Origin of the sequence: Gimesia fumaroli, from assembly GCF_007754425.1 — a bacterium.
Lineage (GTDB): Bacteria > Planctomycetota > Planctomycetia > Planctomycetales > Planctomycetaceae > Gimesia > Gimesia fumaroli.
This window is the reverse complement of the sequence record NZ_CP037452.1, coordinates 25,751-51,529: the sequence shown is the minus strand read 5'-3', so window position 1 is coordinate 51,529 and position 25,779 is coordinate 25,751. Positions and strand designations below refer to the sequence as shown.

General features: G+C 52.1%; 20 protein-coding genes. 12 read left to right on the top strand and 8 right to left on the bottom strand.

From position 1 onward, the window contains the following. Positions 1-138 precede the first annotated feature (138 nt). From Enr17x_RS00200 to Enr17x_RS00190, 3 genes are all read right to left on the bottom strand, one after another. Positions 139-708, bottom strand: a complete 570-nt coding sequence (locus Enr17x_RS00200; protein WP_198000876.1) for a cysteine peptidase family C39 domain-containing protein — start codon at positions 706-708, stop codon at positions 139-141. A 5-nt stretch (positions 709-713) separates the two neighbouring features. Further along, positions 714-2,069, bottom strand: coding sequence for a hypothetical protein (locus Enr17x_RS00195; protein ID WP_145305245.1), 1,356 nt, complete (start codon positions 2,067-2,069; stop codon positions 714-716). 725 nt (positions 2,070-2,794) lie between these two features. Next, on the bottom strand, positions 2,795-4,159 hold the full coding sequence (locus tag Enr17x_RS00190) for a DUF1501 domain-containing protein (RefSeq protein ID WP_145305244.1): 1,365 nt from the start codon (positions 4,157-4,159) through the stop codon (positions 2,795-2,797). Between the two features lie 276 nt (positions 4,160-4,435). On the opposite strand from Enr17x_RS00190, the gene Enr17x_RS00185 reads away from it, so the two are divergent. Continuing rightward, a complete protein-coding gene (locus Enr17x_RS00185) occupies positions 4,436-5,314 on the top strand; it encodes a prolyl oligopeptidase family serine peptidase (RefSeq protein ID WP_232100901.1) in 879 nt (292 codons plus the stop codon). A gap of 319 nt (positions 5,315-5,633) precedes the next feature. Here the strand turns inward: Enr17x_RS00185 and Enr17x_RS00180 are convergent, their stop codons facing one another. The 3 genes from Enr17x_RS00180 to floA all read right to left on the bottom strand — a co-directional run bounded on the left by Enr17x_RS00180 (position 5,634) and on the right by floA (position 10,241). Then, complete coding sequence (locus Enr17x_RS00180) at positions 5,634-7,289, bottom strand: alginate export family protein (protein ID WP_145305242.1); 1,656 nt, start codon at positions 7,287-7,289, stop codon at positions 5,634-5,636. Between the two features lie 355 nt (positions 7,290-7,644). Further along, positions 7,645-8,691, bottom strand: coding sequence for a 3-oxoacyl-ACP synthase III (locus tag Enr17x_RS00175; RefSeq protein ID WP_145305241.1), 1,047 nt, complete (start codon positions 8,689-8,691; stop codon positions 7,645-7,647). A gap of 614 nt (positions 8,692-9,305) precedes the next feature. Then, positions 9,306-10,241, bottom strand: a complete 936-nt coding sequence (gene floA, locus Enr17x_RS00170) for a flotillin-like protein FloA (RefSeq protein ID WP_145305240.1) — start codon at positions 10,239-10,241, stop codon at positions 9,306-9,308. A gap of 359 nt (positions 10,242-10,600) precedes the next feature. Here floA and Enr17x_RS00165 point away from each other — a divergent pair, with 359 nt between their 5' ends. From Enr17x_RS00165 to Enr17x_RS00115, 11 genes are all read left to right on the top strand, one after another. Beyond that, complete coding sequence (locus tag Enr17x_RS00165; protein WP_145305239.1) at positions 10,601-11,062, top strand: RidA family protein; 462 nt, start codon at positions 10,601-10,603, stop codon at positions 11,060-11,062. A gap of 208 nt (positions 11,063-11,270) precedes the next feature. Further along, positions 11,271-12,518 carry an FAD-dependent oxidoreductase gene (locus Enr17x_RS00160; protein WP_145305238.1) on the top strand — a complete coding sequence of 416 codons (1,248 nt, stop codon included), beginning with the start codon at positions 11,271-11,273 and terminating at the stop codon, positions 12,516-12,518. Beyond that, complete coding sequence (locus Enr17x_RS00155) at positions 12,502-13,317, top strand: aldo/keto reductase (RefSeq protein ID WP_232100900.1); 816 nt, start codon at positions 12,502-12,504, stop codon at positions 13,315-13,317. Before Enr17x_RS00160 ends, Enr17x_RS00155 begins: the two co-directional genes overlap by 17 nt. Before the next feature lie 193 nt (positions 13,318-13,510). Further along, a complete protein-coding gene (locus Enr17x_RS00150; RefSeq protein ID WP_145305237.1) occupies positions 13,511-14,257 on the top strand; it encodes a (Fe-S)-binding protein in 747 nt (248 codons plus the stop codon). A 1-nt stretch (position 14,258) separates the two neighbouring features. Continuing rightward, positions 14,259-15,629 (top strand): lactate utilization protein B, encoded by a 1,371-nt coding sequence (locus Enr17x_RS00145; RefSeq protein ID WP_145305236.1) that lies wholly within the window; start codon positions 14,259-14,261, stop codon positions 15,627-15,629. Next, on the top strand, positions 15,616-16,233 hold the full coding sequence (locus Enr17x_RS00140; RefSeq protein WP_145305235.1) for a LutC/YkgG family protein: 618 nt from the start codon (positions 15,616-15,618) through the stop codon (positions 16,231-16,233). Before Enr17x_RS00145 ends, Enr17x_RS00140 begins: the two co-directional genes overlap by 14 nt. 29 nt (positions 16,234-16,262) lie before the next feature. Next, on the top strand, positions 16,263-16,586 hold the full coding sequence (locus tag Enr17x_RS00135; protein WP_145305234.1) for an Imm8 family immunity protein: 324 nt from the start codon (positions 16,263-16,265) through the stop codon (positions 16,584-16,586). A gap of 151 nt (positions 16,587-16,737) precedes the next feature. After that, positions 16,738-18,168 carry a sulfatase-like hydrolase/transferase gene (locus tag Enr17x_RS00130; RefSeq protein WP_145305233.1) on the top strand — a complete coding sequence of 477 codons (1,431 nt, stop codon included), beginning with the start codon at positions 16,738-16,740 and terminating at the stop codon, positions 18,166-18,168. 3 nt (positions 18,169-18,171) lie between these two features. After that, the gene (locus tag Enr17x_RS00125; protein ID WP_232100899.1) at positions 18,172-19,701 is read left to right on the top strand and encodes a sulfatase family protein; all 1,530 of its coding nucleotides are present in this window, start codon (positions 18,172-18,174) and stop codon (positions 19,699-19,701) included. Between the two features lie 34 nt (positions 19,702-19,735). Beyond that, the gene (locus Enr17x_RS00120; RefSeq protein ID WP_145305232.1) at positions 19,736-20,788 is read left to right on the top strand and encodes an NHL repeat-containing protein; all 1,053 of its coding nucleotides are present in this window, start codon (positions 19,736-19,738) and stop codon (positions 20,786-20,788) included. A 31-nt stretch (positions 20,789-20,819) separates the two neighbouring features. Beyond that, positions 20,820-21,788: a beta-propeller domain-containing protein gene (locus tag Enr17x_RS00115; protein ID WP_145305231.1), complete on the top strand. Its 969-nt coding sequence runs from the start codon at positions 20,820-20,822 to the stop codon at positions 21,786-21,788. 135 nt (positions 21,789-21,923) lie between these two features. On the opposite strand, the gene Enr17x_RS00110 is transcribed toward Enr17x_RS00115, so the two are convergent. Next, on the bottom strand, positions 21,924-24,614 hold the full coding sequence (locus Enr17x_RS00110; RefSeq protein WP_145305230.1) for a bifunctional acetate--CoA ligase family protein/GNAT family N-acetyltransferase: 2,691 nt from the start codon (positions 24,612-24,614) through the stop codon (positions 21,924-21,926). A 48-nt stretch (positions 24,615-24,662) separates the two neighbouring features. Continuing rightward, complete coding sequence (locus tag Enr17x_RS00105) at positions 24,663-25,595, bottom strand: histone deacetylase family protein (RefSeq protein WP_145305229.1); 933 nt, start codon at positions 25,593-25,595, stop codon at positions 24,663-24,665. Positions 25,596-25,779 lie beyond the last annotated feature (184 nt).

Sequence of the window (25,779 nt, the reverse complement as noted above, 5' to 3'; positions counted from 1 at the left end):
AGGAGGAGATTAAAAGTAAGTACGAACCCTCAGGAGAAATATAAAGCCCTCCTCTTAAATTAGCGGTCGACTACAGTCCATACGTAAACAAGGTCAAAACCGGTGCCAGACAGCCATTGTTATCAAGATATTTACTTACTAGATTACTGGGCGATGCCGTAATAAATAAATTTGTCTTGCAATAAATAATACGGCGAAAATGATCGCACACCAAAGGAGAACAATAACTCCATGCAATGGGGTCGGATTTATCACAACGACATACCCGGTAAAAATCTGCGATAATCCAGCGTTCGAGTAATATTCTTTCTCGCCAGATGTTCCATCAATTATATCAAAAGAAGCTTCATCACTTTGACCGGTAATTTTACTCACGACAAGATAATGTCCAGTTGAGAGCCGCCCCATGCTGACATGAATAATAAAGGGGGGCTCAAGCTCTTGCAGTTCCTCAAGAGAAACTTTATGCACTTCTGGATAAAGCAGAAGTGACTGAGCCGCTAGTTTTATTTCATTTAAGCTGTGACCATTAGGACCAGGTTCAGGAAATATCGCCTCAACCTGGCTTCTGCTAATAGACACACCCGTAATTCTAGCACACCATGTCAAAGCATTCACTCCACACGAAAGGTCATTCTGCCACTCGCCTGCTGCCAAAATCTCTTTTTGCGGGAGGGATAATGAGAGTGCCGTCAGTAAAAAAATCATATATCTCATTCTGGAGCTTTTGTAATAACTGTATATCTTGGGAAGTTAAACATTCTTAAATCATGATCACTCGTCAATACAAGTACTCCTGGGTGAACTCCACTTAAAAAGCAAACTCCGCGAATGGCATGTGTAAACTGGATATAAAAAAAAGCGATCTTTGGCGTCGGCACTTGCTTGATATGATTTAAGGTAAAGAGACAGGCTCTTGTAATACACTCAACAGGAGGCCTGTATCGCAAAGGAGCAATCGCAATCCAGTCGAGGTGGTGTCCTGTGCTTAATATCTCTTGAAATGGTTCTTGCCTGAAAGAAGGCATATTGCTCTTTTTTTCATAGTCTGTCAAAAAAATACTCTTATGCCAATATTTGGGCCACGCCCCTCTTGCTGTTTGAGTATTGATTAAAGACTCAACTACTTCCTCAAAATAGTGATCGATTCGGCGACGTGTTTCAGGTAGTAAAAACGAAGATGTCTCATCTAATCTTGAGATCACAGCAAGTGAATATACTGCATGGGTCCCATAACAGGCACCACTACCAAAACTCTGGTCGAGCAATTTATTTGTTATAATATCCAGCGATACGTCTTTGCCATTTGTACCTTTCCAGGCATGCTGTCCAGGCTGAAGGTATCTGGCTAAAGAATTAAGGGTCCATTCAAGCTCTTGCTCTTCATCGAATTCCATCATTGAATTCAGAACTAAATCTTTAACTGAAAAAGATCTTCCTGAAACGATCACGGGTTCAGAAATAGACATTCCGGACTCAGCTAGGATGCTTAGTAAGGCGTCTTCATGCTTGATGCTTCCTTCTGTGCTGATTGTACGAGGATTATTATTCCTGACACCAATTCCCCACTTAGTCCGAAAGAGTAAAGGGGGTTCGCCATGAGACATTTCTTCATGCTTTTCAGTATTCAGCAGGCATTGAAACAACTCTTTTGTTGAATATGGTGAGCGATTATCTTCATAGATAGATGGATAATTCTCAGCAGGAAACTCTACCCCTCTTCCCCATAGCTCTACAGCATGCGTTACTTTATAAATCTTAAAATCAGGCCATACTGGTGCTAAACGCTTTGTTACTTTTTTGAGTTCTACCAAATCTAGCATTCGTGGGAATGTTTCAATGGGCTTTAATTCTGTTGGGAACAATCTGAGAAGCTGGTCGGGTGAAACTTCTTTTTCTGCACTGGCTCCCTCTGAAGGCAGAGTCTCATTGACGTCTTTACTATTGAATGATCTGTTACTTTTGGAAGAAAAGAGAACTGCGGCAAAAATCGCCCCTCCAAGCATCATCGCAAAGACAAACTTCATAAAATAAAAAACCACCGTTTGGGCCTTGGTATAATATTCCATTAAGAAAAACAAACACCGTCGGCGAAATTGTTCTCTACATAAAATACTTTTGTCTGTAAAAGATCAGTGAGTTTAGCCGCCGCCACAGCCACCTCCCGGAAAATTCGTAGGGTACTTACAGGAATTATTATTACCACATCTAACCATAGAAACCTCAGCGGTTCCTTGCAAATCCCTTACCCTCACTGTGTCGCTCGAACAGCCACAGTATGTGGTTCCACCGAGAGCAGTCGTCTGATAGTTGTGGGAACAAGCTCCTCCCCGGATATGACTCATTTCAGAGAGATCGACTGAATCAGAACAAAAATATTGACCTGCTGGCAACAAGGCAAAGTATCCAACAACAACAAGAGAAAATCTCACTAAACTTCCCATCTCAATACATCCTTTCAAAAGTTAAGTAAAATGGCTGGATGAATAATTGCTTGTTAAAACTGCATATCGTATTTCCATTCAAGTCTACCGAACCTATCAGTATACCCATACGACCACATGCAATACGTTTCATTTGTACAATAAGCCTATGGCAAAATCAACATTATATATGTTCGTTTACATAAATTAACAAATGTCACTTTCGTTAAAACTTCATTACGATAACATAAGTTAAGCACTATAAAACATCGGACTAGATATCATTTTAGAATATATGACATGAACAAACACATATTAGTGACACACGGCATGAGTTCACTTTGAATCGAACAATTACTCTAAAACGAACCTTAGCTCTTTAAAATCTTGTCGATTGGTTTCGCGCCGTGGTCGGCGAGGGGAATCGGGCGGCCGATGTTGGACATGTTTTGTTTTTCCGGATCGAGGCCCAGTGCTTTGCAGATTGTGGCCAACAGATCGGGAACCGCGATCGGTTGATCGGTGACTTTCATGCCGTCGTCGCTGGTTTTGCCGATGACCTGTCCGCCGCGAATGCCGCCACCACCCAGCACGGTGGTCCAGGCAGCGGGGAAATGGTCGCGGCCCGTGTTCTGATTGATCTTGGGTGTGCGACCGAATTCGCCCATCCAAACCACGAGAGTTGAATCTAAAAGCCCCCGTTGTTCGAGATCCGTCATCAACGTTCCCCAGGCAGGGTCGAGAACTTCGCTCAAACTTTGAACCGCCTCGAAGTTTTGCTGATGCGTATCCCAGCCGAACGCGTTTGAACCTTGAACGCCGTTCAACGAGACTTCGACAAAGGGAACCCCCTGCTCGATCAAGCGCCGTGCCAGGAGACAACCCTGCCCGAATCGATTGCGACCGTAGGCGTCGCGCAGAGTATCCGGCTCCTGATCGAGTTGAAAGGCTTCAATCGCTTTGGAACGCATCATCCGCACGGCGGCTTCATACGCTGACTGATGGCTTTTCGTGGGAACCCCCGGATGCGTGGCGGTGAAGTCATTCTCCAGATCTTTCAAGATCGACAGTCGGTTGTCTGCCTGCTTGCGGCTGATGCCTTGCGGCAACTCCAGGTTTTTGACTTTCAAAGCGGCGTCGACATTTTGATCGTCCGTTTGAACAAAGCCGGCCCCTTCCCCCACTACCAGTGGTGCAAATTGTGGACCCAGAAAACCGGGGCCGTAGGCGTTCGGACTGAGTGTGCGGTTCGGTGCGATACTGACAAAGTTCGGCAACTCGGAATCAGACGATCCCAGTTCTTTGCTGAATAACGAACCCATTGTCGGATACGTCAATGGTCCAGAGGGAAGATAGCCAGTGCGGAGTAAATACGTGGCTCGCGTATGGTCGCCTTCTTTCGTACTCATCGAACGAATGGGAACCAGATGCTTCATCACGGTGGCCAGCTTAGGCAAATGCTCCGAGATCTGAATTCCAGCAACATCGGTGTCGATCGGTTTGAAGGGGCCTCCGTTTTCGTGTTCAGGCTTCAAGTCGAACGTGTCGCATTGACTGGGACCACCCGACATCCAGAGCAGAATACAGGTGCGTTTGCGCTGCGGATTCTTCGCGGTCTCCGCTGCCAGCCGACGTAACCAGCCGGACATTCCCGTGCCCAGCACTCCCATTGCAGAGAGTCGCATAAAATCGCGGCGGGAGAGCCCCTGGTTTCGAATTTTGTTTGCGTTCCCCATAACTGACATCCTCTGGAAAATGTGACTTTTACTCTATTTTAGCCGGATTTTTGAAACGATTGCGAGTCTTTTCTGGTAAGAATCGCTGGTCGGACTCCGTTCCGCTTCGCATCTTTTTCCGTTTTAGTTTCGACTGAGGAATTACTTTTGTTTATGATACGGGTAACACCCCTGTTTTATTTAACGAATTCTCGGTTCCCTTGATTTCCTTTCTTTTCTACTGCATCCAGGTCTGATTTTATGTTGATGGCTGCTCTTTCCCGATGGACCCCACTGGTGTGCTGCTTTAGCTTACTCCTTATTTTGAAACCGGTTACGGCAGCAGAAAAGCCATCACTCCCCTACCATCAGCAAAAAAATGTGGTCTATGCGGAAGTGCATGGCGTCGGGCTGCTGCTGGATATTTTCACTCCCGTGGGTCAGTCGAACGGACTGGGTATCGTCGATGTCGCCTCGGGCGCCTACCACTCTGATCGGGGAAAAATTCGGGATCACAAGCGAGCCCAAATGTTCGATATCTTCTGCAGCCGCGGCTATACCGTGTTTGCAATTCGCCCCGGTTCGATTGCCAAATTTAACGGGCCGGAGATGCTGGAAAATGTGAATCGGGGCATCCTCTGGGTGAAACAGCACGCCAAAGAATATGACATCGACCCGGATCGGCTGGCATTGCTAGGCGCGTCCGCGGGCGGACACCTGGCCTGTATGGCGGCGGTGTCTGCAGGCGAACCGCAATCGAAAACCCGCGTGAAAGCAGTGGCCGTCTTTTTTCCGCCAACCGATCTGATGAATTACGGCGGTTTCAAAATCGATATCAGTGGAGAAGATCGGCTGGCACAGTCGATTCGGAGACTGATCACCCCCAAAGGTGCCGAAACAATCGACGCAGAAAAACTGGATGAACTGCGCACCGCCTTCTCCCCCGCACGACTGGTAAAGCCAGGCCTGCCCCCGTTTCTAATCATCCACGGAACGGCGGACTTCATGGTGCCGATTCAACAGTCACGCACGATGGTCGCCGCCCTGCAGAAAGCCGACGTCCCCGTGAAGTTCATCGTCAAAGAAGGGGGCGGACATCCCTGGCCCACAATTCATGAAGAAGTCGAAAAAATGGCGGACTGGATCGACGGGCAGTTGAAAGCAGAAAGCAAATAAAGAGCTAGTGGAGTATCATTTTTAAATTTTGGGTTGATAGATATCACGAGAGTGCGACAACGGAGCACGTAAACAACACTCCCCACCCTCATATTCCAGCTTGACAAAGCACTAGGTGTAATCAATTCACGTCTGGTGTAGGGGCGGCCCCATGTGTCCGCCCGCGGGGTTGGCGTGTTTTTTCTACCGACGTTAGTAAGTTGTTTACGGTACCATTTGCATGGTGATATAAGGTTGCCTGTTCCCAGGTGGGTCGCCACATAGGGCGACCCCTACAACTTGCTCTTCAGCTGAGACTGAACCTTCTCCTCATCACCGGTTAGTAACGAATGGTCGTTTGCACGTAGAACTGTGTCGCCGTGTTGCGTGGCGGGATATTGGTGCCGACGAATGAACCATACCAGAACCAGGAATACCCGGCTTGAATGTTGAAGTTCGGATTGAAGGTATAAGTCCCGATCAGGTCGAGTTCCTGACCGATATCGCGGCTGCCACCTGTTCCACCAATGGGAGCACCGGCGACGTTATACAGATAATCGTTGGCAGTCGCTTTTTCGAACCAGTGGAACGCTCCTACCAGGCCGACTTTTTTTGAAGGCTTTGCATTCAACTGCAGGCTGTAATCATACAGGTTCTGCCCCGTCAGGTTATCAATAATACCCCAGTAGGCGTGTCCCAGAGGATAGAGCGTATTGAATGTGTTGTTGGTGCTGCCATTCGGATCATGGTTACCAGAACCGTAATAGAACAGGCCGCTCAAACGAGGGCTCCAAGGCAACTTGGTCCAGGTATGTCCCAGCACTGAGGTAAAGAAGCCGGCGGAAACCCGTTGTCCGTTATCATTACCAAACTGATAAGCGCCTTCCGTTTCGAAGTCCCAGATTCCGCTGACTTCGCAGCAGGCATCCTGTACTTCGGACGTGGTTTTGAATCGGCTACCAACCGTGTGACGTGAACCGTCGGGACGATTCGGCGTGACAGTTTCGTCTCGTAACCACAGGTAATACAGGTCCAGGACATGCGGCTCGTCCGACAAAAACGTCATATAGATCCCGCTGAACGTCACAGAGGTATCCGGTTTATCGCGGCCGTTGTCGTATCGACTCAAAGGAACATTACCCGCGGCGGCATTCACCGGGTTCGTCACGAAAGCATCGATGTGCACGGAATCGGAATGGTGGAAATATTTAAACCCTTCAAAGTTTCGGCGAGTGTTCGACCAGTCTAAAGGTGATACCAGACGCTGCGCCCCGTAGAGCATTTCCTGTCGCCCATAACGGAACCAGCCGGGTGCGCCATCCCACTCATGCAGTTTGACATCCACGAATGCGTTTTGCACATTCCAGCGGTTGATGTCGATTGCCAGGGGCGCCAGTTCATTATCAAAAATGGACCCATCCAGCATTTCAAAATAGACGCGGGCGACGTCACTGATCTGCAGGTCAAAGTATTGACGCCAACGCCACAAATTATAATCGGTATTGATCGGACCACCGGGGCGGAGCCGGTTCTGTTCGTGCATATAACGATGACGCAACTCACCACCGGCGGACAATGTATAGGGAGAGCATTCATCTCCCAGAGGCATCATCTTGAATCGCTCGCCTAACAACCAGGGGCTGTTGGGATTACTCAGATAGGCACCAAAGGTATTATCAAAAAAGAGCCCTTTGTAAGGGTTGGGAGCCGGTTTTGCAGTGGTAGGATCATCAAAGATAATCTCGTCTTCTGTTTCTTCTCCGTCAATTCCGGGAACCTGATCCGTCATCGGCTGATCGGCAGACTGCTCTGATGACTGTTCCGGAGCTGGCTGGAAGACTTCGTTGACTTCTGTGAGCTCGGAGCCGGTTCCATCATAGTCCGCTTGAGCAGCGGGAGCAGGCGGAATCACAGCCAGTTCTGTTTCTGCACTGACATTCGTCACTGTCATTGACGAAGTAACAAGCCCCAGTGAAAAGAGAAGGCGAAGACGCATTGTACATTCCTTGTTGAACCATCGGATCCGTCATTGAGACCAGCGCGTCTCAATCTCTTTGTTGAGATCTTGGTGCAGGATCTCCCTTAGATGTGAATCGGATCGTAACGTTCAAAGCAATCATTCCGTTCATCAGGATTTGCAGTAATAAACAGAACTTAGAAATGGTCCGGGGCTAATTTAATCAAAACCCAACCCAGCCACACAATCAGGCCAATCAGCAACACCCGCACAAACGACACAGCTTCACATAAATTTTAGCCGTGATGGCCCTTTTGTCAGTTTAGGCATGAAGGAGAAATGGTGCGTGGGCCGCAGACAAAGTTACGTTAGACGGAGCTGAAACGATACTGAATTACCACTGGACACCCAACATGAGAGAATTGAGCCCGCTACCGATCCCCAACAGCGCCACTCGATCCTCTTCGTTGAGCGCCTGATTCTGAATCCCGAGTGCCCAGGCCATCGGCAGGGCGGCGGCTCCGGTATTTCCCAGAGTTTCGACGGTAGGATAATCCAGACTTGGATCGAGGCCCAGTTTTTCGAGAAGTAATTTGCGATGCGCTTTGCCGACCTGATGCGTGAACACACGGTTGACGTCTTCATTCTGCCAGCTCAGTGTGTGTTTTGTCTGTTCCCAAGTGGGGATTGCCAGATTCACTCCCGCAACCAGCAACGATTCAGAATCGGTCTGCATCCGGGGACGATGATCGCCGTGCTTTTGTGCTTCGACGCCGCCGGCACAAAGTTCGTGGCTGGAAGTGTCGGTCTGAAAGCTTCCCCCCAGTAGGCGGTGGCCCGTTCGACTCAAACGACGGTCACAAAGCAGAATCGCGGCCGAGCCACTACCGATGGTCAGTGAAGCAAAGTCGTTTTTAATGGATTTGCGGGTCAGGGTGTCATCATGCAGCAGGTCTTCGATTGTGCCTTCCACCAGATCGCGGCCGACTTCTGTACCCACTACCACGCCCGCACGAATCTGGCCCATTTCGATCATATTGGCCAGAAAGACCATCCCATTCAGCAAACCCAGACAGGCATTACTGATATCAAGTACCAGGGCATTTTGAGATAAGCCCACGGCATGATGCACGCCACTGGCGGTCGCCGGCTCTAATTGATCGCGGCAGACAGACCCATGAAACAACGCACCGACATACTTGCGATCAAAGCCCGCCTGGTCAATCAGCTGATTGACGGTTTGCGCGCTAATCGTACCCGGCAAAGTTCCCCGATCGAAAAATCGTCGCTCCTGGATGCCCGTCATCAGTTCCAGTCTACCTGCGGGCAGACCTAACCGTTCATAGACGGGCTCCAGCTGTGCTTCGATTTCATCGGAAGTCACGATATGGGGAGGTAGAGTACAACTAACAGCTTCGACGCAAACGTGCTCATAACGCATAAGCGGTATCAAATTCCCATTTCAACAGGCAGATTAAACATACGACATCACTGCACGGCAACGCCAGGAGCTCTGCGCGCAAGTGGAACGTCCTATTGAATTGGATCTGGGAAGTAAACTCAACCTAAGCGCTGAAAATTCTCAAACCTGAGCAGCACTTTGTTTGCGTGGTGAAGAATTCAGAGTATCAACCAGAGTTGCTATCTCATGAAGTTTCTCCGTGCGAGTCCGAACGTATTCGGGAGTGGGCTCTTCCACTCGCAATTTCTCTGCACTGCGTATGTAACGCAATCCAGACAAGAGGAGGTCCAGTTGTTTTTCCGTAATATTTATTGTTGCGATATCAGTCATAGGTAAACGAAAACTCTCTCGAGGTGATCCGGAGAATTCAGTCCACAACAACCTCCTGCTGCTGTCACTGACATAATATTAGTCAATCACCAAACAAAATTTCAACCAGTTTTTCCAAAAACACATCCTGTCTGGTCTTTTTTATCTATCGACTCATCGGAGAAGTTTGCTTTGAAACCATTTCCTGTGCTGTTGAATCCCTTACAGCCGGACTGATTGAATCGATCGACATTCTTTCAAAATACTATTCAAACAAACACTTCCTAGCTGGCTCTCAGGCTTCCTTCCGAGAACGCTTCTGCCATCGCCAGGGGAATCTCTGCTTCCGCCAGAACCACTTTGGCCTGGTTTTCCTGAGTTCGTGCTAACATTTCCTGTTCTGAAGCGACGGCTTCCGCACGTCGTTCTTCAGCGCGGGCCTGGGCCACGCGTACATCGGCGTCTGCCTGATCTGCTCTCAAACGAGCGCCGATATTGTCGCCCACATCAATATCGGCAATATCGATGGACACAATAGAAAACGCCGTCTGGGAATCTAATCCACGCGCCAGCACATTCCGGGCAATCACAGACGGATTCGCCAGGACTTCCTTATGGCTTTCACAGGAACCGATGGCAGACACAATTCCCTCACCCACACGGGCGATAATCGTATCTTCTGTCGCTCCCCCGACCAACTGTTTCAAGTTGGTCCGCACAGTCACGCGAGCACGGGCCTTCAGTTGTATGCCATCTTTAGCAACGCCATCAAGGGTGGGCCGCCCACTTTTCTTCGGATCGGGACAATCGATGACTTTAGGGTCCACGCTGGTCTCAACGGCAGAAATAATATTTCGGCCAGCCAGGTCAATCGCCGCCGCGGTATCCCAGTCCAGTTCGATTCGGGCACGATGAGCGACAATCAAAGCATGCACCACCCGATGCACGTTGCCCCCTGCCAGATAGTGTGCTTCATAGGCCTGGGTCGGAATATCCGTTAATCCCGCCTGCACGGCCATAATTTTCGTATCGACAATCACCGAGGGCTTTACTTTTCTCAGGGACATGAAGACCAGAGAAAAAGGGCCGATTTTCGCACGCGAACTAAACGCCTGAATCCATAATTTGAAATAGCGGGCAAATAAAGCCAGAAAGACAATAACTAATAAGACACCAATGCCGACAAGTGCAAAAACCACCACGGGCCATAGATCTTCCATAGTCTGCTTAACTCCCTTTTAAGAATTCAGTTTAAGACGATTGTCTCTCGGACATCATAACTGTCTCAGAGTGAAAACAAAAAGTATTTTTCACCCCGTTTTTCGATTTTTCATTGTAGATCACAAAGGAAAACGCAAATTTCGCTGTTTTGGATCATTCTGTTTTTCAAAAGAGTGCCCTTCCCACGATTGGAAATCCGTTTTCCGGTATTTATTCTGGGAAGAAACAAACTTAAGAAATAGGCCAGACCAAGACACTTGCTCGTCTGCCGCTGGCATTCGTCACGAAGAAAGCGGCTTCGTGCGAGGCCGCATCCCGGGCAGTTGACATCAACCACGAATCAAAACAGGAATCAACCATGAGTATTGAAGCGAAAATTCAGGAATTGAAACTGGAACTCCCCGAAGCTCCCAAACCGGGCGGAATCTATAATCCTGTCGTTCAAGTGGATAACATGCTGTATGTCTCTGGTCATGGCCCCGTCAAGCTGGATGGCAGCATGCACACCGGTCGCGTTGGTGATGATTTAACCGAAGAACAAGGCGTTGAAGCCGCGCGCGCCGTTGGCCTGACCATGCTGGCGACGCTCAAACAGTACCTGGGCGACCTCGATCGGATCGAACGTTTCGTCAAGGTACTCGGCATGGTGAATGCGGCCCCTGATTTTAAACGTCACCCGCAAGTCATTAATGGCTTCAGCGAACTGCTCGTGGAAATCTTCGGAGAAAATGGACGTGCTGCCCGCAGTGCCGTGGGCATGGGCTCACTGCCCGGCAATATCGCTGTCGAAGTCGAAGCCATCGTGCAAATCAAACAATGATGGCCTTGATCAAAACTTCTTCCCGAATAGAGCAGATTGGCCGGCTTCGGCTGCTTTTTCCATTAAACTGACTGTTTGGTCAGTGCATTCACGCTGATTTGTCTTTTCGAATCCGGGCATACCTGTCAAAATAGAGGCGGCTGCAAAGCCGTCTCTTTTACATTAATCGAAGGCCACCCCAGTATTAATCAGAGAAAGGATTCTCGGTGTGCCAAGTGCTGATTTAGTCATTTTGGGAGGAGGCATCGCTGGTCTCTGGACGTTGAGCGAAGCCAGCCGACAGGGATACCGCTGTATTCTGCTGGAAGCTTTCACGCTGGGAAGCGGTCAGACAATTGCTTCACAAGGCATCATCCACGGCGGTTTGAAATACACGCTGCAGGGCATGATGACCGGCTCGGCCCGACGCATCCGTGAAATGCCGCTGATCTGGAGAAAGTCGCTGGCGGGCGAACAAAGTCCTGATCTGTCACAAACCGAAATTCGCTCCCCCCACTGTTATCTCTGGCGTACCGAATCGCTGTCCTCACGGCTGGGCATGTTCGGCGCCAAAATGGGACTGCAAGTCGCGCCCCAGAACCTCGCGCCGGAAGACGCACCCGAAGTTCTGGCAAATTGCCCCGGCTCGATCGGCGTGATGGAAGAACAGGTTATCTCCCCGTATAGCCTGATCACCAATTTTGCCGATTCATTTCGGAACCAGATTTTCAAATACGATCCGGAGCAGTTGAAATTTCAACTCGATTCCAACGGAAACATTACTGCGGTCCAGATTCAAACGGCAACCGGGGAACCACTGACCATCGAAACCGAGGCGGTCTTGCTGACGGCGGGCCGTGGCAACGAAGGACTTCGAAAACAGGCACGACGACAAACAGATTCGACCGACAGTCCCTGCATGCAAACCCGGCCGCTACACATGGCACTGGTCCGAGGCGATCTGCCTGCCTTCAGTGGCCATTGTGTCGATGGGGCAAAAACCAGGGTCACGATTACGTCCGACACCGATTCCCAAGGTCGGACCGTCTGGCAGTTAGGAGGTCAGGTTGCGGAAGTCGGCGTGACCATGAATCGTCGCGATTTGATCGCGCATGCCGCCCGTGAACTCGCCGCCTGTGTTCCCGGCATCGACCTGACGGGACTCGAATGGAATTCCTACGCCGTCGATCGCGCCGAAGGCGTGACCAAATCAGGACTCCGACCGGAAACCCCTCAAATCCTGAAAGACGGCAATCTGCTGACCGCCTGGCCAGCGAAACTGGCATTGGCACCCCGACTGGCCGAAGAGGTCTGCCAGAATCTGTCTCAGATGAACGTCGTGCCGACCGCCGACGATGCATCCTGGTTGGATGTGTTTTCCTCACTTCCCACACCCGAGGTGGCACAGCCGCCGTGGGAAACCGCAGAGAACTGGGTCACGCTCAATGAGATTCAATCGAATGAAGAAGCAGCCTGAACGGCTTTTTGGAAACGGAACTATGCAATACCGCCCTTTAGGAAACACCGGTGCTTCGATTAGCGCACTCGGCTTTGGCGCGTTTAAAATCGGCCGCAACCAGCAGATCAAATACAGCAAGGCGTATGAGCTTCCCGACGATGCCACCACCGAACGTCTGCTGAATTCGGTGCTCGATCTGGGCATCAATCATATTGATACCGCGCCCGCCTACGGCATCAGTGAAGAGCGAATCGGACAGTTCCTTGCGCACCGCCGTTCTGAATTTCTGCTCTCCACCAAAATTGGTGAGACGTTTGAAAACGGCGCCTCGACCTATGATTATTCTCGTGACAGTTTAGAGGCAAGTCTCGAACGCAGTCTGAAGCGATTAAAAACCGATGTGCTGGATATCGTGCTGATTCATTCGAACGGCGATGACGAAACGATTCAGAATGAGACTGACACGGTAGAACTGCTGCAGTCCTTTCAACAGGCAGGCAAGATTCGCTGGATCGGTCTCTCCGGGAAAACGCCAGCGGGCGCCACGGCGGCACTCGACTGGGCCGACGTCTTGATGCTCGAATATCACCTGGAAGATCGTTCGCACGCAGCCGTCATTCAGACTGCCGCCGAACAGGGCATTGGTGTGATTGTGAAAAAAGGGCTGGCCTCGGGTCATCTTCCCGCCGCAGATGCGATTTCATTCGTGCTGCGCAATCCCGGCGTCAGTAATCTCGTGGTCGGCGGATTAAATCTGGATCACATCCGGACCAACTGGGAAACCGCCGCCGCGGTTGCGATCTCACCAGCCGCTTAGTGCGTTGAACGGACTCAAAAACCGCACTGATTCCGCAAGAATGTTACGTAATCTGTGGAATCCCTGCAGCACAGTCTGAACTTTCTTCCCCCTTCGTCGGCTTGGCAATCGGCATGAAGGGGACTATAAAGGAGATGAAGATCAAGATTGTTTTTACCGTTTATTCTCTGGCATCCAATTTGAGTCCTGCACTATGGCGCCCAAAGTCGGCTTGTTTATTCCCTGTTATATTGATCAGTTGTACCCACAAGTGGGAATTGCGACGCTGAAAACACTGGAACATTTCGGGTGCGACGTCGAATATCCCGAAAGCCAGACCTGTTGCGGCCAGCCCATGGCGAATACCGGCTGCACCAACGAAGTCGGCCCGCTGGCACGCCGCTTTCTGGAAATTTTCAAATCGTACGATGCCGTCGTCTGTCCCTCCGGCAGTTGTGTCTCAATGGTCAAACATCATTACGATGAATATTTCACCGACAACCCGGAATATGAGGCCCTCAAAGCGAAAACGTTTGAGTTCTGCGAGTATCTGACCAACGAACTGGGCATCGATAAACTGGCGGGACGTTTTCCGCACAAAGTCGGCCTGCACCAGAGTTGTCACGGCTTACGCGAATTGCGGCTGGCCAGCTCCAGCGAACTCCGAATCGAACCGTTCGGCCCCGCACGGGCGCTGCTCGAAAGCATTGACGGCGTCGAAGTCACCACGCTCAAGCGGCCCGATGAATGCTGCGGCTTTGGGGGAACGTTTGCCGTCGCCGAAGAAGCCGTCTCCTGCATGATGGGCGAAGACCGCGTAAGTGATCATGAGCAAGCAGGCACCGAAGTCTTGACAGCCCTCGACATGTCCTGCCTGATGCACATGAGCGGCATCATTCGCCGCCAGCAGAAACCGATTCGTGTGATGCATATCTCAGAAATTTTTGCCGAGTGTTTATAACATGCCAGCACATCCAAAATTAGCAACCGAGTTCGTCAAGAATAAAGAGCGTGCGCACTGGCACGATCAGTCGCTCTGGTTTGTGCGTTCCAAACGCGACGCTGCTTCAGGACAGATTCCCGAATGGGAACTGCTCCGCGAGCAGGCTTCGAAAATCAAGTCGTACACTGTATCGCATCTGCCCGACCTGCTCGAAGAATTCGAAAAGAATGCGAACGCGAAAGGGGTCCACGTTCACTGGGCCCGCGATGCGAAAGAGCACAACGAAATCGTGCACGGCATTCTGAAACAGCACAATGTCACCAAAGTCGTAAAGAGCAAATCGATGCTCACCGAAGAGTGTCATCTCAATCCCTACCTCGAACGGCAGGGCATTGAAATTATCGACACCGACCTGGGCGAACGCATCGTGCAGCTGCAGAACAAACCACCGAGCCACCTCGTGATGCCCGCGATTCACATCAAAAAAGAAGAGATCGGCGAACTCTTTCACGAAAAACTGGGCACCGAAAAAGGGGCCACCGATCCGCAATACCTGACGGAAGCCGCCCGACAACACTTGCGACAGAAATTCATCGGCGCCGAAGCCGGCATCACGGGCGTCAATTTTGCGATTGCCGAAACCGGCGGTTTCGTCGTCTGCACCAACGAAGGCAACGCCGACCTGGGAACGTCGTTGAACAAACTGCACATCGCCTGTATGGGCATCGAAAAACTGATTCCCCGCGCCAACGATCTGAGCGTCTTCCTGCGACTGTTGGCACGTTCGGCGACCGGACAACCGATCACCACTTATTCCTCTCACTTTCATGGACCGGCGCCCGGAGCTGAAATGCACGTCGTCCTGTTGGACAACGGTCGCAGCGAAATTGCAGGCAGCGATAAATTTCGTCGTTCGCTGAACTGCATCCGCTGTGCCGCCTGTATGAATACCTGCCCCGTTTATCGACGGAGCGGCGGCTACAGTTACAACAATACAGTGCCCGGCCCCATCGGTTCGATCTTAGGACCCGCCAAAGATGCGAAAGAACATTCCAGCCTTCCATTCGCCTGCAGCCTGTGTGGTTCCTGCACCGACGTCTGTCCGGTCAAGATCGACTTGCATCATCAACTGCTCACCTGGCGAAAAGAGATTCGCGTGCGCGGGCTGTTGCCGTTTTCGAAACGGCTCTCAATGAAAATGATGGGCTGGATGATGCAGGCTCCGCGGCTGTATCGCTTCGCGGGAAAATGTGCGCGGGCCATTGTGCCACGTCTGCCCCGATTCCTGCTTTACAATCGCTTCAATGCCTGGGGCAAACAACGGGAGCTGCCGGACTTCCCCAAACAGAGTTTTCGCGAGTGGATGAAGAAGAATCATGACAACAAGTAGAGATGAGATTTTGAATCGGCTCCGCAGCCAGTCTGTTCCCAAAACAGAGCGCCCCGATCTCTCTGCGCCCGAGTTGACACAGCAGTGGATCAGCTACGATGATCCCGCGGAGCAGTTTGCTACCATGCTGGCATCGGTCGGCGGAGTCTGCGCCCGCGTCAAAAACGTAGACGAGGTCAATCAGAAGTTAAGCGAAATTCCCGCCTATCAGGAATCGAAAAAAATCTGTTCGCAGATCTCAAACTGTGGTACGGCCAACGTCGAGATCAGCAACGTCACCGACCCGCATGATTTCGAAGACATCGACTTCGCGATTCTGCCCGGTGAATTCGCGGTCGCCGAAAACGGCGCCGTCTGGATCACCAACGACGGCGGCCCCGCACGCACCCTCTATTTCCTCTCACAACACGTGGCGCTGTTGGTTCCCGCTGCCGAAGTCGTGCAACACATGCACGCCGCCTACGAACGCCTCTCGTTCGAAACCCCCAGTTTCGGCACCTTCATGTCCGGCCCCTCCAAAACCGCCGACATCGAACAATCCCTGGTCATCGGCGCCCACGGTGCCCGGTCACTGACAGTCTTCCTGGTTGAGAACGCGTTTTAAACACAAGGAAACGTCGGGGGATTTCAACGATGCTGGAAGTGTTGTCTTTCGGATGGTATGAACATGAGCTCGACTGGGCTCCCTCCGATCCTTACAGGTTCGGTGAATGGGCCACACTGTTTGTTGGTGAAAATAACGCCGGTAACTACTACGAGTTACAGGTCTGTACCGCTTCGATGATCAGTCAGCTTGTGAGCAAACAACATTTATTCGTGCTTGATGAATGGGTCAGCCTCGAACAGACGATTTCCAAACTGAATCAGTTCATCCGTGAGACGCTGACACATAACCTGAAACCAGACCCCTATCGTTTACTGGGCGAACACTGGTTTTGGGAATATGAGGGAATGTAGCTTCCACAACTTACCCACATGGTGAAAACCAGCCACGAATTCCACGAAAAATCCTGTTCGTGTGATGTCTCTCAAGGTAGCATGGTAGGTGTGTCTCTTCTGTTGAGTCATGATTCCCTGTTCGTTCACCCTGTTAAAGGTTGCGCTCGAAATGAAGCAGCTCGCATTGATCTTGTTGATTGTGTTCTCGGCTGGTGTGCTGGAAGCCGAGGCGGCTTCGCAGAAATCGCGTAAGCCGAATATCATTCTGATCATGGCCGATGATGTGAGTTGGGAATGTTTCGGCTCGTACGGCGCGGACGATTACAAAACGCCGCACATTGATGCGCTGGCGAAACAGGGAATTCGCTTTACGAACTGTTATTCCACGCCCCTCTGCACGCCGTCCCGGGTCAAGCTGATGACGGGGAAATATAGTTTCCGCAACTACACGCACTTCGGTTATCTGAATCCGCAAGAAAAAACGTTCGGGCAGATGCTGCAGGCCGCCGGTTATAAAACCGCCATCGCCGGCAAGTGGCAGCTCAACGGACTCTATCACGGGGCAGAAGGTCACGCCGACAACACGCGGCCCTTCAAAGCGGGCTTTGATGAATATTGTCTGTGGCAGGTGACCCGGACAGTACACGATCGCAAGTCAGGGGGCGGCGAGCGTTTCTGGAGTCCGCCTCTGGAACAGAACGGCAAGTATCTGTCGGTCAAAGACAATCAGGGCAAATATGGCCCCGACATCGTATCGGACTTTCTGTGTGACTTCATCCAGCGCAATAAAGATGAACCTTTCTTTGTCTATTATCCCACGGTGCTGGTCCACAACCCGTTTGTGCCCACGCCCGATACGATTGGCGACGCACCGCGCACACAAGCCGCGAACAAACAACCCAAAGGCAAAAAGGCCCGCAAAGCGAACTTCGTGGCGATGGTCAACTACCTCGACAAAATCGTCGGCAAGCTTGTGAAACAGGTTGACGAGATCGGACAACTGGAAAACACGCTTTTCCTCTTCACCGCCGATAATGGGACGAACGTGCAAATCACCTCCCAGTGGAACGGCCAGACGATCAAAGGGGGCAAAGGTTCCACCACCGATATGGGCACGCACGTGCCGCTCGTCGCCTACTGGAAAGGGCATACGCCGAAAGGCAAGGTACTGGATGACCTGATCGACTTCACCGACTTCTATTCCACATTCGCCGCGATGGCCGGTGTGCAGCTTGGGAACAGCGACCCCATCGACGGTCGCAGTTTCTTACCGCAATTGAACGGCCAGCCGGGCCAGCCCCGCGACTGGGTGCTCTGTCACTATCAACCGTATTGGGGCCGCTTCCAGGGGAGTCAATATGTTCGTGACGGGCAATTCAAACTTTATCGCGACGGCCGCTTCTTCAACGTGCCTCAAGATCTCAAAGAGAGTCAGAACCTCACCGCCGGTCAAGCGGGTAATAAAGGCGAACAGTCCCGGCGGATGTTGCAGCAGACACTTTCTACCGTTCCCCCTGCTCCGCCCGTAAACGGAGGGAAAGATTCCAATACGCGGCCCATTTATCCCGACTGGAAAAATATCGTGAATCCCAATGACTAGGCTGTGCTTCGCACACACAATCCGAAAGTAACTACCGTGAAACTGAAGTCGCTCATACTGTCAATACTCCTGCTGGTCCTGACACTGAATCTGTCCGTTCGGATTGCAGCAGCAGAGAATCCCACGCACGCGTCACAGCGGCCGAACATTGTCTGGATTCTGGTCGACGATATGTCGTGCCACTTTGGCTATCAGGGAGAGTCCCTGGTCAAAACGCCCCACGTCGATCAACTCGCACGAGAAGGCACCGTATTCAATCACGCGTACGCGACGGCGCCGGTCTGTTCCACGTTTCGCTCGGCTCTGATTACGGGCATGTATCAAACCACCATCGGCGCCCACCATCATCGCAGCGGACGGGGTGCGTTGAAGATTCATTTGCCCAAAGAAGTACAGACCGTTCCCGAACTCTTCCGGAACGCCGGCTATTATACAACCAACGCCAACCCGGAAGGGACGCGGCCCGGTAAAGAGGATTACAACTTCGTCTATCAAAAGTCCGATCTCTATGACGGCGTGGACTGGACGAAGCGCGCGAAAGGCCAACCCTTCTTCGCGCAATATCAACTGCAGGGCGGAAAACTGCGCAACGTCGATCGCTGGTATGATGAAGTGAAAACCGGTCTGGAGACTTTGATCGCTGCAGAAGAAGTAACGCTACCGCCATATTACCCGGATCACCCCGTGATTCGCGAAGACTGGGCCGCCTACTTGAACTCGGTCGCCTATACCGACAAGCAGGTAGGCCGCATCCTCGACAAACTGAAGAAAGAAAACGTGCTCGACAATACGATCGTCTTTTTTCTGACCGATCACGGCATCAGTCACGCACGCGGCAAGCAGTTTCTCTATGAAGAAGGGCTGAAGATTCCGTTCGTCGTCTGGGGACCCAGGTTCATCGGATCAAAATCAGTACGTGAAGAGTTAATCGCCCACATCGACCTGGCGGCGACGAGCCTGGCTCTCGCAGGCATTGAGATTCCGAAGACGATGCAGGGACGTCCCCTGTTTGGTCCAGAAGCCAAGCCGCGCACCTATGTGGTGTCGGCCCGCGATCGCTGTGATGAGACCGTCGATCATATTCGCAGCATCCGCAAAGGAAATTTCAAATACATTCGCAATTACCTGCCACAGCGCCCCTATCTCCAGCCCTGCAAGTACAAGGACGGTAAACCGTTCATGCCTGTATTGCGCGAATTATACGCCGCCGGTAAATTGAACGCCGCCCAGTCACTGCATCTCGCCGAGACGCGGCCCGAAGAAGAACTGTATGACTTAACCAGCGATCCCTGGGAAATACACAACCTGGCCGATGACCCCGCCTGCCAGAAGCAGCTCTCTGAATTCCGGGGTCTGCTCGCGAACTGGGAACTCGAAACAGACGACCGCGGCCGCTTTCCCGAATCGGAGGCGATGTACGATAGCGATATGAAACCATACCTGGACAAGTCCCGTAAGCGGGATCCCACAACCGCCGCGATCCTGGAAGCGAATATTCAGCAAATGAAACGCTGGCACGCTGCAGGAAAATAAGTAACGACGATCCACGATTTTGCAGGAGTAGACCATGTCCGATCACTGGCTTCATCGACGCGATTTTCTCTATCAGAGTCTGCTTTCAGGAGCCTGCGCTCTTGGTGCCGATCAACTGATCGCCAGTGAAAACAAGCTGCCTGTTTTAGGCCAGGGGAAGTTTCAGTATCGACCTGTTGCCGGTTGGGGTGTGCTCGATGAAAAAACGCCGGTGAAGAACTGCAGTGCGATGGTCGTCGATTCGAAAGGTCGAATCTTTCTGCTGACGGATGAGACGACGAATAACGTCATCGTCTATAACAAAGAGGGTCAACTACTGAAGAAGTGGGGCACGCGTTTTCCCGGCGCGCATGGTCTGGAAATTGTAAACGAAGGCCATCGGGAGGTGTTGTTTATTACCGATCTCAATCTGCACCGTGTCTTCAAAACGACGCTGGACGGCGAAATCCTGATGGAGCTGACCTATCCCCAATCGACGGGCAAGTACGCCAGCGAGAAAGAATATCGTCCCGCCTGGACACTGCACCTGCCCAACGGCGATTTCTTCGTACTGGACGGCTACGGCAAAGATTACATTATGCGTTACAACCGGGAGGGCAAGCTGCTGCACTACTTCGGCGGCCCGGAAGGTGGCATCGCACACTGGGGCCCGCATGGAGGAATCATCGATTCACGCGGCCCCGGCGAACCCGAACTGGTCATCGCAATGAGCGATCAGCAGACGATCAAACGGCTGACTCTGGACGGCAAACTGATCCAGGAAATTTCGCTGCCCGGCTCAAATCCACGCATGATTCAGATCGTTGGCGACTATATGTTCGTGCCGCACCTGGCGGATAACTGGCCCAAAGACCGACAGAGCAAAGGCTACATCTCGGTCCTCGATCGAGATTACCGAATCGTCTCAAACATCGGCGGCACCGCGCCCCAATACGTCGACGGAAAGCTACAGCCGATGCACCAGCAGGGGGGCTTCTTCCGCCATCCGCATGATCTGGTCGTGGCTGCCGACGGCGCGATTTATGTGCCGCAGTTCGCTTCGGGAAATACGTACCCGGTCAAGCTGGCACCCATGTCTTCCACCTGATTCACAGACAACGAAAAATAGAAAGCGCACCATGAAATTTCATACTTCCCTCTGGATCACCTTACTGGCGTGTACCCTGCTGCAACTGGCCACAGCGGAGACGCCGAACAAAACAGCCGGGCATCGCCTGCTGATCGGCTATGGTGAAGGAGTGATGGAGCTGGATGAAAAGAACGACATCGTCTGGCACTACCAGCAGCCGGACATTGAAACGGTTTACGATGCCTGGAAACGGGACAACGGGAATGTACTGTTTTGTCACCGGTTTGGCGTACGTGAAGTGAATCCGGCGAAAGAAACCGTCTGGGAGTTTAACGTTCCCCGCGAAAAAGGAAAGCAGGAAATCAACTCCTGCCAGCCACTGGCAGACGGCAAGGTGCTGATTCTGGATTGCGGCAATCAGAAATTATTGGAAGTCAACCGTGACAAGCAGGTGACGCTGTCGATTGATCTGCCGGACGGCGGCAAGAACCCGCACAACCGCTATATGCAGGCACGCAAAACGCCGCAAGGCACGTATTTGATTTCGTATCGCGATAACAAAGTCATTCTCGAACTGAACACCGACGGCAAGGAAGTCTGGCGGTTTAAGCTGAACGACAACGACCGCCCCTTCACCGCGATTCGCCTGGCGAACGGCCGCACGCTGATCCCCTGCATCACGTCGTACCGTATCATCGAAGTCGACCCGAACGGCAAGATCACCTGGGAGTTGGACAAGCACGACGATCTGGGTTTCGAACTGTTGTATCCCGTCGGCGTGCAGGTCCGCAACAACGGCAATCTGGTCGTGATCAACTCCGACTATCATCACCGCCAAGGCATGAACAACGACGTGCAGGCGTTTGAAATCACCCGCGACAAGAAAGTACTCTGGACGTTAACCAAAGCCGATCTCGAGAAAAACGGCAAAACCTCCGTCGTCGAACGCGGCACCAAAATGCCCTCGCATCACCTGCTGAGCATTCAAGTGCTGGGAGAGCCGTTTGAGCTGAAATAGCGATGCGTGTATTCCTAAACGTGAGGGAGCAAAAAGCGCAGGAGACCAAACCCTTCTTCCAACAAAATCTACACAAATGATTTTCGTTTTTTTCTACCACGAAAGACACGAAACTGCGGGAAGCTTTTTTGCATTTTATTTCTTCAGCTCCTTTACCAGCAGCACACTATCGGACTGGTCTGTACCATCCTTTTGGAACTCCCGTTTGTGGAACATATCCAGCATGATGCGGTTATCTGGCGCTGTTTCCGCAACGACGCGCTGGATGCCCCATTCGCGACAGACCTCCAGACAGTGGTCCGTCAGGAACGATCCCAACCCCCGGCCGTGCCAGTGATCTTCGACCAGAACCGCATACTCGGCCTCCTGATGATCGACATCAGCAACGAGTCTTCCCACGCCAATCAGCTGGCGCTGGTCCTGATCCTGGATCTCTGCAACGATGGCAATCTCGCGGTCATAATCGACAAAGCAGAACCGCGTTGCCATGTCATGGGTGGTCGCCTGAAATGAGTAACGAAACCGCGCGTGAATGGATGCCGACGAACATTTTCCCAACAGATCATGCCACATCAATTCGTCTTCCGGTTTAATCGGACGCAGCAGCACTGCGGTTCCATCTTTCAATGTCACACTTTTAATAAATTCTTCCGGATAAGGGCGAATTGCCAGATGCGAATATGGTCGGAGCGGTTTTTTCGAATCTGTCTGGTCGATCACAATCCGGGCATCCAGGGCAATCACCTTCTCGGGCGTGGCGAGCAGCGGATTGACGTCCAGTTCGACAATCTCGGGAAAATCAGAAACAAAGTAAGAGAGCCGAATCAAAACTTCGATCAGTTGTTCCATGTCCACAGCAGGATGGCCGCGATATCCCTTTAACAGAGGCCAGGATCGCAACGACTCCAGAGCACCGCGTGCCTGCCGTTCATTGAGTGGCGGCAACACCAGTGCGCGGTCCCGATATAATTCCGCAGCAGTCCCCCCTGCCCCGACCAGCAGGACCATTCCAAACACGGGATCCCGTTTGGCTCCGACAATCAGCTCGTGGCCTTCTGAGTCTGATACCATCGGCTGTACGGTAACTCCTTCGACCTGTGCCTCAGGACGTTTTTCCTGGACCCGGCTCAGAATGCGCGCGAAGGCGTCACGAATTTCAGTTTCGTTCGCAAGGTCCAGTTCTACGCCGCCCACGTCTGTCTTGTGCGTGATCTGTTCAGAGAAGACCTTGAGTACAACCGGTTGCCCCATTTCCTGCGCGAAGGCCACCGCTTCGTCGGCTGTGCGCGCGACCTCTGTTTTGGTGATAGGAATCCCGTACCCTGCCAGCATTTTTTTTGATGTACTCTCAGACAGAATGTCCTGCCCCTCTGTAATCGCAGACTCAAACACCGCTCGTATTCCGGCACGATCAACGGAATCATCAACGGGCATGGGATGGGGAGTTTCATACAGGAACTCCCGATTCCGCGCGTACGAAACCAGATACATAAATGCGCGGACGGCTTGCTCTGGTGAGGTATAAGTGGGGATGCCGGCGTTGTTAAAACGTTCAATTCCCGCGCGTACTTTTTCGCCTCCCATCCAGGCTGTGAGCACGGGCTTTTGGGTCGCACGAGTCGCTTCGATCACTGCTGTCGCGGCGCCCGGTGGATCGGTCATTGCCTGTGGTGATAAGATCACCAGCAGGCCGTCTACTTGTGGATCGGCGAGCACAATTTCAACCGCCTTGCCAAACCGCTCGGGTGGCGCATCTCCCAGAAGATCAAGCGGATTTCCATGCGACCACGCACTGGGCAGAACGGCGCTCAATTTCTCAATCGTTTCGTCAGAGAACGTTGCCAATACACCCTGCCGGGCCAGCAGTGCATCGGTGGCCATTACGCCCGGGCCACCGGCGTTGGTCACAATCGCCAGACGATCACCTTTGGGACACTTCTGTCGCGCCAGTAATTCGGCACAATCGAATAAATCATCGAGTTCAAAGACACGCACCACGCCGGCCCGTGCAAACGCCGCTTCATAGACGGCGTCGACTCCCGCCATGGCCCCCGTATGTGAAGCAGCCGCTTTTGCAGATTCCGTAAAACGACCCGCCTTGTAAGCGATGATTGGTTTCTTTTTTGTGAAGGCCCGCGCCGCCGACATGAACTGCCGTGCTTCGGTGATCGATTCGATATACAGAATGATGGCCGTTGTGTGGTGATCCAGCGCGAAGTAGTCGATCAGATCCGCAATGCCCACATCGAGCATATTCCCCACCGAAACAAAGTGCGAGAAACCAATTTTTTCCTGCAGCGACCAGTCCAGCACGGAAGTGCACAGCGCACCCGACTGAGAGATAAAGGCAACATTCCCTGACAACGGCATATCCGAGGCAAAGCTGGCGTTCAACCTGGCATACGGGGCCATCACCCCCAGACAATTCGGCCCGACAATCCGCATACCGGGGAACGTTCTGGCGATCTTCAGCACCTGCTGTTCCAACTCCTTGCCTGCGTCGCCGGATTCCCGAAAACCGGCCGATAAGATCACAATTCCCCGGATACCTGCTTCGCCGCACTGTTGTATGATCTCGGGAATGGTGTGCGCGGGGGTACAAATCACCGCCAGATCAACAGTTTCCGGCAAGTCAGTCACACGGTTATAACAGACCTGGTCATCCAGCCTGTCATACTTGGGATTCACCGGATAGACGGCACCCTCAAACCCACCTGTAAAGAGATTCTGAAAAACGGTCTGCCCCACACTCAGCGGACGAGGACTGGCGCCGATGACAGCGATCTTGCGAGGATGAAAGATCTTATTGAGATTTCGAATTGGCATGTTGATGCGCCTCTGATCGGAATTCCGGTTCCTGTGTTTTCAGCTAATTCAGGCCGATGTCATTTCGAGCAAATGATATTCGATACTCTCCGCCAGCGCTAAAGGATTATACCCTCCTTCCAGCGCGCTGACCACACGACCGCCGGCATGCACGGCTGCGACGTCCAGCACAATCCGGGTCAGACGCCCGAAATCTTCGCTCTCCAGACCGAGTGAACCAATCGGGTCATCTTTATGACTGTCAAAGCCGGCACTGATGAAAACCAGTTGCGGCCTGATCTTCTCTGCCAAACGTTCCACGGCAGATTTGAACATCGCAAGATAGTCTTCCCGGGACGTACCAAATTCGACCGGCACATTCACGTTCGTTGCCAGCCCAGCACCCGCCCCCGTTTCGTCGGCGGTTCCCGTTTCATGACAAAACGACGCACGATGAATCGACAAGAAACCGACCTGCCCGTCTTCCCAGAAGATCTCCTGCGTCCCGTCGCCATGATGGACGTCCCAGTCGACAATCATAACACGCTCCAGCCCCAGCTCGTCAATCGCCAGTCGCGCGCCCACGGCTACATTATTAAACAGGCAGAATCCCATCGCCGCATCGGCTGTCGCATGATGGCCGGGCGGCCGCACCAGGCAGAAGGCCCGCTCGTGTGCTCCTTGAACCACCTGCTCCACCGCATCACAAACAGCGCCCACAGCCATGCGGGCAACATGATATGACTGGGGACCAACCACCGTATCATCGGCAATGAAGCCGCCCCCTTTGAGAGAAAACGTTTTAACGAAGTCAATGTACTCACGCGCATGAACGCGCTCCAGACGCGAATCAGAGACCTCGTCCCAAGATCTTCGAGGACAGCCGGCATGCATGGCGATCTGGTTCACCCGATGCACGGCGGGAAGAATCCGCGCCGGGTTTTCAGGCTGGTGACCCGTCTCATGTTTCAGAAAAACAGGATCAGAATAGAGGAGCGTCATCGTTTTTCACTTCTGGTTAAACAGCGTTCAATTAACGTTACCAGAAACAGACTCGTAAATCGACTCGGATTGCACACCAAATTCGTTTCCGTATTTGGGAGCTCAGCGCGAAGGCATAATAGAAGTTCGGCCTTATCTGCTGAGTCTGAAACACGATGTTCGTTAACACCCTGCCATCTTTGAC

Bases quoted from the DNA above. Each gene is read 5' to 3' on its own strand.
- Enr17x_RS00200 (WP_198000876.1), bottom strand. From the start codon at position 708: ATGATTTTTTTACTGACGGCACTCTCATTATCCCTCCCGCAAAAAGAG.
- Enr17x_RS00195 (WP_145305245.1), bottom strand. From the start codon at position 2,069: ATGGAATATTATACCAAGGCCCAAACGGTGGTTTTTTATTTTATGAAG.
- Enr17x_RS00190 (WP_145305244.1), bottom strand. From the start codon at position 4,159: ATGGGGAACGCAAACAAAATTCGAAACCAGGGGCTCTCCCGCCGCGAT.
- Enr17x_RS00180 (WP_145305242.1), bottom strand. From the start codon at position 7,289: ATGCGTCTTCGCCTTCTCTTTTCACTGGGGCTTGTTACTTCGTCAATG.
- Enr17x_RS00175 (WP_145305241.1), bottom strand. From the start codon at position 8,691: ATGCGTTATGAGCACGTTTGCGTCGAAGCTGTTAGTTGTACTCTACCT.
- floA (WP_145305240.1), bottom strand. From the start codon at position 10,241: ATGGAAGATCTATGGCCCGTGGTGGTTTTTGCACTTGTCGGCATTGGT.
- Enr17x_RS00165 (WP_145305239.1), top strand. From the start codon at position 10,601: ATGAGTATTGAAGCGAAAATTCAGGAATTGAAACTGGAACTCCCCGAA.
- Enr17x_RS00155 (WP_232100900.1), top strand. From the start codon at position 12,502: ATGAAGAAGCAGCCTGAACGGCTTTTTGGAAACGGAACTATGCAATAC.
- Enr17x_RS00150 (WP_145305237.1), top strand. From the start codon at position 13,511: ATGGCGCCCAAAGTCGGCTTGTTTATTCCCTGTTATATTGATCAGTTG.
- Enr17x_RS00145 (WP_145305236.1), top strand. From the start codon at position 14,259: ATGCCAGCACATCCAAAATTAGCAACCGAGTTCGTCAAGAATAAAGAG.
- Enr17x_RS00140 (WP_145305235.1), top strand. From the start codon at position 15,616: ATGACAACAAGTAGAGATGAGATTTTGAATCGGCTCCGCAGCCAGTCT.
- Enr17x_RS00135 (WP_145305234.1), top strand. From the start codon at position 16,263: ATGCTGGAAGTGTTGTCTTTCGGATGGTATGAACATGAGCTCGACTGG.
- Enr17x_RS00130 (WP_145305233.1), top strand. From the start codon at position 16,738: ATGAAGCAGCTCGCATTGATCTTGTTGATTGTGTTCTCGGCTGGTGTG.
- Enr17x_RS00120 (WP_145305232.1), top strand. From the start codon at position 19,736: ATGTCCGATCACTGGCTTCATCGACGCGATTTTCTCTATCAGAGTCTG.
- Enr17x_RS00115 (WP_145305231.1), top strand. From the start codon at position 20,820: ATGAAATTTCATACTTCCCTCTGGATCACCTTACTGGCGTGTACCCTG.
- Enr17x_RS00110 (WP_145305230.1), bottom strand. From the start codon at position 24,614: ATGCCAATTCGAAATCTCAATAAGATCTTTCATCCTCGCAAGATCGCT.
- Enr17x_RS00105 (WP_145305229.1), bottom strand. From the start codon at position 25,595: ATGACGCTCCTCTATTCTGATCCTGTTTTTCTGAAACATGAGACGGGT.